Origin of the sequence: Priestia sp. SIMBA_032 (assembly GCF_046535215.1) — a bacterium.
GTDB classification, from domain to species: domain Bacteria; phylum Bacillota; class Bacilli; order Bacillales; family Bacillaceae_H; genus Priestia; species Priestia aryabhattai.
Genome location: NZ_JAWRXD010000019.1, coordinates 54,671 through 61,423, shown reverse-complemented (window position 1 = coordinate 61,423; position 6,753 = coordinate 54,671). Strand labels below are relative to the sequence as shown.

The window sequence follows — 6,753 nt, the reverse complement described above, 5'->3', positions numbered from 1 at the left end:
TGTCATAAAGTCAACTGTACCAATTGGAACAAACGATAAAATAGAGAAATTTATCAAAATTAATCTTACAAATAATGTTAATGTTTATGTTGCTTCAAATCCTGAATTTTTAGCACAGGGGACAGCAGTTAGAGATACTTTACATTCATCCCGGATAGTTATTGGAGTAGAAGAAAAAATTGCAGGTAATATTTTAACCGAAGTTTATAAAGATTTTGGGGCTCCTATTTTAGTTACAAATAGACGAAGTGCTGAAATGATTAAATATGCTTCAAATGATTTCCTTGCTCTTAAAATCTCCTTCATTAATGAAATTGCTAATTTATGTGAAATAATTGGCGCGAATATTGATGATGTTACTAAAGGAATGGGATATGACCAAAGGATTGGAGACAAGTTTTTAAACTCAGGAATCGGATATGGTGGTTCTTGTTTCCCAAAAGATACAAAAGCATTACATTGGTTAGGTAATTTCCACGACTATGAGTTAAAAACTATTAGAGCAACTATCGATGTAAATGAAAACCAAAAAGTAAAACTTATAAAGAAATCCCGAAAATATTTTAATAATTTAAGTGGACTGACGGTTGCTATTCTAGGGTTAACCTTTAAACCTGGAACAGATGATTTAAGGGAGGCACCTTCTCTAGTTAATATTCCATTAATGCTGGAAGATGGCGCAAATATTAAAGCTTGGGATCCTGTAGGAGTAAACAACTTCAAAAAGATTTATCCAAATGAAATTACTTATTGTGATACTATAGAGGATACTTTAATTGATGCAGATATATGCTTTATTTTTACCGAGTGGAAGGAAGTAAAGGATTTTGAAATAAGTAAATACGGTAAATTAATGAAAACCCCAATCATATTAGATGGAAGAAACTGCTATGATTTAAAACATGTTCAAAAAACAAATATTATTTATGATTCCATCGGTAGAGAAAGTATTAGCAATTTGGAATTTGTAAACGTATAATAAATAGATTTTTAATACTTAGTTTTCAATGATGATGAAAAGTTAAAAATTGTTGGGTTGCGTAGAATATACACAAGAGAGGGCTACTGTAAAACAACAAATATTTTTTGTTCACTAAGACAAATTTAAATACAGAAGATATTTAAGCAACCCAGAGTCTATGTTCATATGGACTCGGGTTGTTTAATTTTTTCTAGAAACGTTGCCAATAGTTATCCCTAACCTTCCAAAACGAAAAAACAGTAAGCAAAATAACAGGCCCCAAAGATGTAGAACAAATATTAATCATCGTATATTAGTTGATTTTAAAAACCATAAATCAATAATACTAATAGTATAGGAAATTAACCTTTTTTACATATAAAATCCAGATAAAAGATCTCTATCTTACTACTTATACCTCTCTTCCAGTCAGAATCTTGCTTTATATAGCCTTACTTTGACTGTGGTTAATATAACTCTTTTTATTTCATATCAACGTAGATATTTCCTTATTCCTCCTTATTGCAATTTTATAATATTTATAGTTTTACCATTTACTCTTATTTACAATAAATTAGTTCTTTTACTTCTTAGCATATACTAATCTATCTTCTACTTCTCTTTTGAGAAATTGTTATATTCACGATAACCAAACAGAAAATTTATAAATATTTAAATTTAATGTATTTTTAATAAGATAAATTAAATCGAAAAATAAAAAATAAACGTCTTTTATATAGAGAAGTAAATCAACAAACTAACTTATAAAAATAATAGTTTTATTGTTTACTCTTAGTGACGACAAATATGAACTTTTACTTTTTATCCTATACGAATCTATCTTCTATTTCTCTTCTAAGAAATTGTTATATATACGACAAACAAACAATAAATCTATAAGTATTTAATTTTAATGAGTTTTAAATAACGTGAATTAAATCTAAAATAAAAAACTAATTTATTTTATATAAAACAGTAAATGAATAAACGATCTTATAAAAATATTAGTTTCACTATCTACTCTACCTGACGACAAATACGCAGTTTTTCTACAAGTTAAGTAATTATTAAACTATTTTTTTATAAAATACGTCAATTATTACTCTTATTCATAATATAAAACAAATCATTATTTATTGTTCAAGTCTAAAGTTATTAATCTTTTATACATTTAAATATTTTTCATTTATCTAACGACTATTATTTTTAGACCTACGTTATTTATGGTGAAAATGGATATCTTAGGATACATACTTGAAATATTTCTTTAAAAATTCTCATATTTAAGTAAATGGATAAAAACCAAGGTAATCCCTAGTTTTAATCGTTTATTTTTTTATCCCTTTTCCATAAAGTAAAATCAATATAGTCTTTTAATTCTTTAAGCTGTTTATCATCTATAGTAAGTAAACACTTTTTCACATATGAAAAATGGTTATCTATATTTGAAATTTCATCTTTATTTTGTCCCCATCCTAACAATACTTCTGGATTTACATTAAGAGCAACAGCTACCTTTTCAACAAATTCAATTGATGGGTTATTACAGATATTACGCTCAATTTGACTGAGATAAGATTTAGTAACCTTAGATCGTTCTGCAAGTTGTGAAAGTGATATATTCTTTTCAGCCCTTAGTGTTCGTATACGTGGTCCTATCATTAAACTATCTCCTCACTGTTTAACTTTATATCATTCATTATATAGAACATTTTAATATAAGAGTTGTAATTTTTTGAGGTTCTAGTGTAAAAACCTTTTTTTATTATTAGGCTTCCTTGTATATCTTTTGATGAAGAAAAACCCAATAGAGATCCTCATAAAATTAATAACTATGTTATATGTTAAACAAACTAAACAAGACGTCGTGAGGCACCAGCTAACGATTACTATTCAAAAAGCATAGAAAAAACTACTTTATCCGGTGGCTTTCTCTGTTTTTAGGCTATATAGTATATGAAAAGGAAGTTAACATAATGTGATTCATAGAAGTTTCGATACCCATAAATTCCAGAACATGGTATAATCTAATCAATGACAAAACACTTTATGGGTTTTGTTCATTTTCTGCTTTGAACGAACAGAAAAAGCCACTGTATAGGGGACTGACCCCATAGAGCGAGACAAATAAAAAAACACCTTTAAGTAAAAAACGGGTATGTAGTACCTAACAATAACTTGGAGGTGTTTTTTCTATGGGAAGAAGAGTGAGCTATCCAGTAGAAGTGAAATTAAAAGCAATTGAAATGAGATTGGCAGGAGTACCAATCAAAGAAGTTATGGAAACTTTACAGATCCGCAACTATACACAGCTCAAAACATGGATGAGGTGGCATAGAAATGGAGAATCCTATCGCCTGGCACAGCCCGTTGGGCAAACATACACCCCTCGAAAAGGGGCTCATTCTCAAGATACTCCATCAAAGTTAGAAGCTGAAAATCGATATTTAAAACAACAGATTGAAGTCTTAAAAAAGTACAAAGAGTTGGAAAGGGAGTGGTACCAGAAGTTGTATTGAACTTAGTAGAAGAATTAAAAGAGAAACTGCCTATCTCTCAAATCTGTCAGTGTCTGGGTATTTCTCGATCAACTTATTATCGTTGGCAGAAACATGAGCAAGGAGAAGAAACAAAGAGAAAGAAATGGATAGAAGGAAAAGTTGGTGAACAGTGCCGTAAACATAAATTTCGATATGGCTATCGAAAAATTACAGCGTTACTCAATCAAACCATGCATATCAACCATAAAACAGTGCAGCGTGTCATGCAGAAATACGGTTGGCAATGCCGAGTTAAAAGGAAGAAACGGAAACAAACAGGACAACCTTATCAGGTTGCAGAAAACGTGTTAAATCGTAATTTCCGAGCAGAGCGCCCTCTTCAAAAGCTGGTTACCGATATTACCTACTTGCCTTTTGGACCTAAACAGTTGTATCTTTCAAGTATTCAAGATTTATTTAATGGCGAAATCATTGCGTATTCAGTGAGTGATTGTCAAAACGTAGAGTTTGTTTTAGATACATTAAGTCAACTCCCTCCTTTACCTCAGGGATGTACCTTGCATAGCGACCAAGGTTCGGTTTACACATCATATGCATATCAACGAAAAGTCAAAGAAAGAGGCATCATCATGAGTATGTCCCGCAAAGGGACACCTGCAGATAATGCCTCCATTGAATCGTTTCATTCCAGCCTAAAGTCTGAAACGTTTTACCTCGACGAGTTAACATGTACTACGACTGCCATCGTAGAACAAACTGTCGAAAGCTACATTACTTATTATAACCATATCCGTATTCAAACGAAACTAAACAACCAGTCACCGGTACAATACCGACAACTGGCTGTTTAAAAGGTGTTTTGATCCCTGTCTCGAAATCAGGGGTCAGTCCCTAGGTCCAGTGGTTTTTTTCTATTTTCTAGAAAACTTCCCTAAATAGAATATTTTTTATCACTTAAAAAAACTAATCAAGATGCGAAGAAGCATACATTCGAAACTCTTGCTACAAGCAGAAAAAACTCCCTACCGCCTTTTAATTAGGTGTTTTTTGTTTCTATTGCCTTTAGAGTCAATTATCAAAACGGGTTCCTTTCCCATAAAAATTTATTAATCGATAAAAAGACATAGCCCACATTCCCTGAAGTTTTGGGTAGTTAACTTCTTTTTTATTTCTTCAACATTCATACGATCTCGCTCCTTTGACTTTGATAATTAATCAATTAAACACATCGAATGGTGCTCCATTTTCTTTTTGTCTTATTTCAATGGCTAAAACCCACTTATATACATGAGCAAGTGTAAAACCTTTTTTCTCCAAATCCTTTGGAAAACAGTCTGGATGATCGCGAAGCCAATAAAGACGTTCAAGGGCCTCCGGCATGGACCCGAAACTGTATAGAGATTTACTTCTCACCTTTTTTCCTTCACGATAGGTTTTTTTTATAAATAAATAAGTTTTCCCTTTTGCTTTTTGTTTTGCAAGATACCCAGGCTCTGTTGTTTTCACTTTCATAAAACCAGCTCCTTTTTGGGTTTTACTACACATTTAGAATTTAAAAATGTAGTAAAACCTCCTAATTCTTCACACGTAAAAGTTTTCACTCCAAGCAGCATTACTAACAATTCTTTCGTATTCTTCTTCGCAATCATCATTCATATTTTTTAAATGCTCATTAGGATGCTTCAAAAAATGACGCAGAACAGAGCGATAATAGCTTTCTTTCACCTTCATTTTTAGCACCCCCAAAATTTAATTCTCTATTTTTACCCATTATACATTAGTGGGTAATGGGTTGTAAATGATTTCCTTATATTTATTCGGTTGTGTATAGTGTATAATGGTTAAATCTTAATTTAGGAGGGATTCCCATGTTCGTTGTAAAACCTAGATTGAATGCTTTAATGAAAGAAAGAGGGCTGACACAAATGAAATTGTCTGAAATGTCAGGGGTTCCCCAATCAAGTATTTCACGATTCGATCGAAATAATCAGCATATTGATTGGCATCTATTTAAAATCGCTAAAGCTCTAGGAGTATCATTAGAGGATTTATTTGAAATTGAAGAATAATTCTTCATCATCTCACTTTTCATGTGCGGTTACCTCGTAAAAATATACAAAAGAGAAATATAATGTTAGAATCAACTTATCTAGTTGTTCAACTTTGCTAAAAAGCAGCCAAAATAATATATTTTGGCTGCTTTTTAGTTTTTGCTTATGAACTTATTTAAACCTAAGATCGATTAATGCTGCTAGTGGCATTTCATTCTTTAATTCAAATACATCATCAATTAGGTAGAAAAAGAGTTCATCTTTCTAATTAAATAAATAATCTTCTCTTTTCCTTATAAAAGGAAAAGAGAAGATTATTTATTTTTCACCTAGAATGTCTTTCCATGCATTCAGAGAGTTTGCTTTATCCATCTTTTTAAGTAATTGCTTAAATGTATTACTTGCTTTTTTTCGATCAGAACTTCCTGCATTGCCTAAGTAAGTATCAACATGGACAGATTGCCCTGTGCTATCAGTAATTGGTTTTAAGACAGCACCTTGAGCATGACGACAGAAATGTTCAATCATTCCTCTATATGTTTTAGGTGTATTAGCTGGATTTTTAAAAGCATCTATAGCAAGTGATTCAAGGTGATATCCTGATAATTGTCTCTGTTCAGGCAAACTAGCATTAATGTTTTTCATTAATTTGATTAGGGGTACTACCTTATTACCATTAGATTTATTAATATTAGTTAATTTCTCAGCAAATTTACTTGGTCTAATTACATTGCTCCATTTGTTTTCCCCTGGTCGCGGAATACGATAACCTGTTTCCGTTTTGATGCTAGGCAGTAATTGAATTTCATGACCAGATGCAAACTTTACAGTTATAGCCAATTTCCCAATTTCTACTTCTGTCTTAGGTAATCTCTTTTGTATTTGCTCTTTAAAATGATGTAAAACTTCAATAGGTTTGGCTGTTCTTAAATGGCTATTATTAATTTGGACTAACATATCAACGTCACTTATTCCTTTTGAATAAGTACTTTTAATTATTGAGCCACCAAACTTTAAGTCAACAAAGCCTTCAATATCTTTTTCAAGAGCACTTTTTATTGTTTCTAAATGGCGATTAATTCCATCAACATCACGATTGTTGATTCTTTGGAAATAATCTTTAATATGTTGATTTATATCTGCTTCAAGCTTTTCTTGATTTATCCTATCTTGTTTTTCTTGTTCTAATTGACTGAGCGTCTTAGAGGGAATATTATAACCACCACCGCCTCCCATTGCT

The 6,753-nt window shown here is 31.4% G+C and carries 7 protein-coding genes; 3 read left to right on the top strand and 4 right to left on the bottom strand.

Translation table 11 applies throughout. From position 1 onward, the window contains the following. Positions 1-979, top strand: a 979-nt coding sequence (locus tag SB717_RS27995; RefSeq protein ID WP_410905894.1) for a UDP-glucose dehydrogenase family protein, incomplete at its 5' end; no start/stop codon positions are given. 1,302 nt (positions 980-2,281) lie between these two features. On the opposite strand, the gene SB717_RS27990 is transcribed toward SB717_RS27995, so the two are convergent. Then, the gene (locus SB717_RS27990) at positions 2,282-2,623 is read right to left on the bottom strand and encodes a helix-turn-helix domain-containing protein (RefSeq protein WP_410905892.1); all 342 of its coding nucleotides are present in this window, start codon (positions 2,621-2,623) and stop codon (positions 2,282-2,284) included. Between the two features lie 533 nt (positions 2,624-3,156). Between SB717_RS27990 and SB717_RS27985 the strand changes: the two genes are divergently transcribed. Beyond that, positions 3,157-4,313, top strand: a protein-coding gene (locus SB717_RS27985) for an IS3 family transposase (protein ID WP_098622528.1) whose coding sequence is annotated in 2 segments (ribosomal slippage) — positions 3,157-3,427 and positions 3,427-4,313 — 1,158 coding nt in all. Because the reading frame shifts where the segments join, the coding sequence is not laid out codon by codon here. Between the two features lie 364 nt (positions 4,314-4,677). Here the strand turns inward: SB717_RS27985 and SB717_RS27980 are convergent. Further along, positions 4,678-4,974 (bottom strand): hypothetical protein, encoded by a 297-nt coding sequence (locus tag SB717_RS27980; RefSeq protein WP_410905890.1) that lies wholly within the window; start codon positions 4,972-4,974, stop codon positions 4,678-4,680. Between the two features lie 69 nt (positions 4,975-5,043). Further along, the gene (locus SB717_RS27975; protein ID WP_410905888.1) at positions 5,044-5,193 is read right to left on the bottom strand and encodes a hypothetical protein; all 150 of its coding nucleotides are present in this window, start codon (positions 5,191-5,193) and stop codon (positions 5,044-5,046) included. A gap of 137 nt (positions 5,194-5,330) precedes the next feature. Between SB717_RS27975 and SB717_RS27970 the strand changes: the two genes are divergently transcribed. Continuing rightward, positions 5,331-5,531 (top strand): helix-turn-helix domain-containing protein, encoded by a 201-nt coding sequence (locus tag SB717_RS27970; protein ID WP_098399970.1) that lies wholly within the window; start codon positions 5,331-5,333, stop codon positions 5,529-5,531. Between the two features lie 300 nt (positions 5,532-5,831). On the opposite strand, the gene SB717_RS27965 is transcribed toward SB717_RS27970, so the two are convergent. Continuing rightward, the gene (locus tag SB717_RS27965) at positions 5,832-6,749 is read right to left on the bottom strand and encodes a CBASS oligonucleotide cyclase (RefSeq protein ID WP_410905886.1); all 918 of its coding nucleotides are present in this window, start codon (positions 6,747-6,749) and stop codon (positions 5,832-5,834) included. Positions 6,750-6,753 lie beyond the last annotated feature (4 nt).